Origin of the sequence: Kocuria oxytropis (genome assembly GCF_040981195.1) — a bacterium.
GTDB classification, from domain to species: domain Bacteria; phylum Actinomycetota; class Actinomycetes; order Actinomycetales; family Micrococcaceae; genus Kocuria; species Kocuria oxytropis.
On the sequence record NZ_JAVFXA010000071.1, the window covers coordinates 1 to 737 of the forward strand.

The window sequence follows — 737 nt, forward strand, 5'->3', positions numbered from 1 at the left end:
TGCGCACGTCTTCGTCGCGCAGGTGCACGAGGATCTCGGGGATGTTGATCTTCACCGGGCACACGTCGTAGCAGGCCCCGCACAGCGAGGAGGCGTAGGGCAGGGACGCGTTCTGCTCGGAGGTGATGCCGGTCAGCTGCGGGGAGAGGATCGCCCCGATGGGGCCCGGGTAGGTGGAGCCGTAGGCGTGGCCGCCGGCCTGCTCGTAGACGGGGCAGACGTTCAGGCACGCCGAGCAGCGGATGCAGTGCAGGGCGGAGCGCCCGGCGGGGTCGTCGAGCACCGCGGTGCGGCCGTTGTCCAGCAGCACCACGTGCACGTCCTGCGGCCCGTCCCCCGGGGTCACCCCGGTCCACATCGAGGTGTAGGGGTTCATCCGCTCCCCGGTGGAGGAGCGCGGGAGCAGCTGCAGGAAGACTTCGAGGTCCTGGAAGGTGGGCACGATCTTCTCGATGCCCATCACGGTGATCAGGGTCTCGGGCAGGGTCAGGCACATCCGGCCGTTGCCCTCGGACTCCACCACGGTCAGCGTCCCGGTGGAGGCCACGCCGAAGTTCGCCCCGGAGACGGCCACGGAGGTGCTGAGGAACTTCTCCCGCAGGTGGGTGCGGGCGGCCTCGGCGAGGTCGCGCGGCTCGGCCGTCAGGGTCTCGTCGGTCTCGGCCATCTCGGCGAGGAAGATGTCGCGGATCTCGTGCCGGTTCTTGTGGATCGCCGGGACCAGGATGTGGGACGGC

The 737-nt window shown here is 70.0% G+C and carries 1 protein-coding gene; it reads right to left on the bottom strand.

The genetic code is table 11. The features are described 5' to 3' along the window. Window positions 1–737: LUD domain-containing protein (locus QYM41_RS17615; protein ID WP_368801068.1), on the bottom strand; the 737-nt coding region annotated here is incomplete at both ends.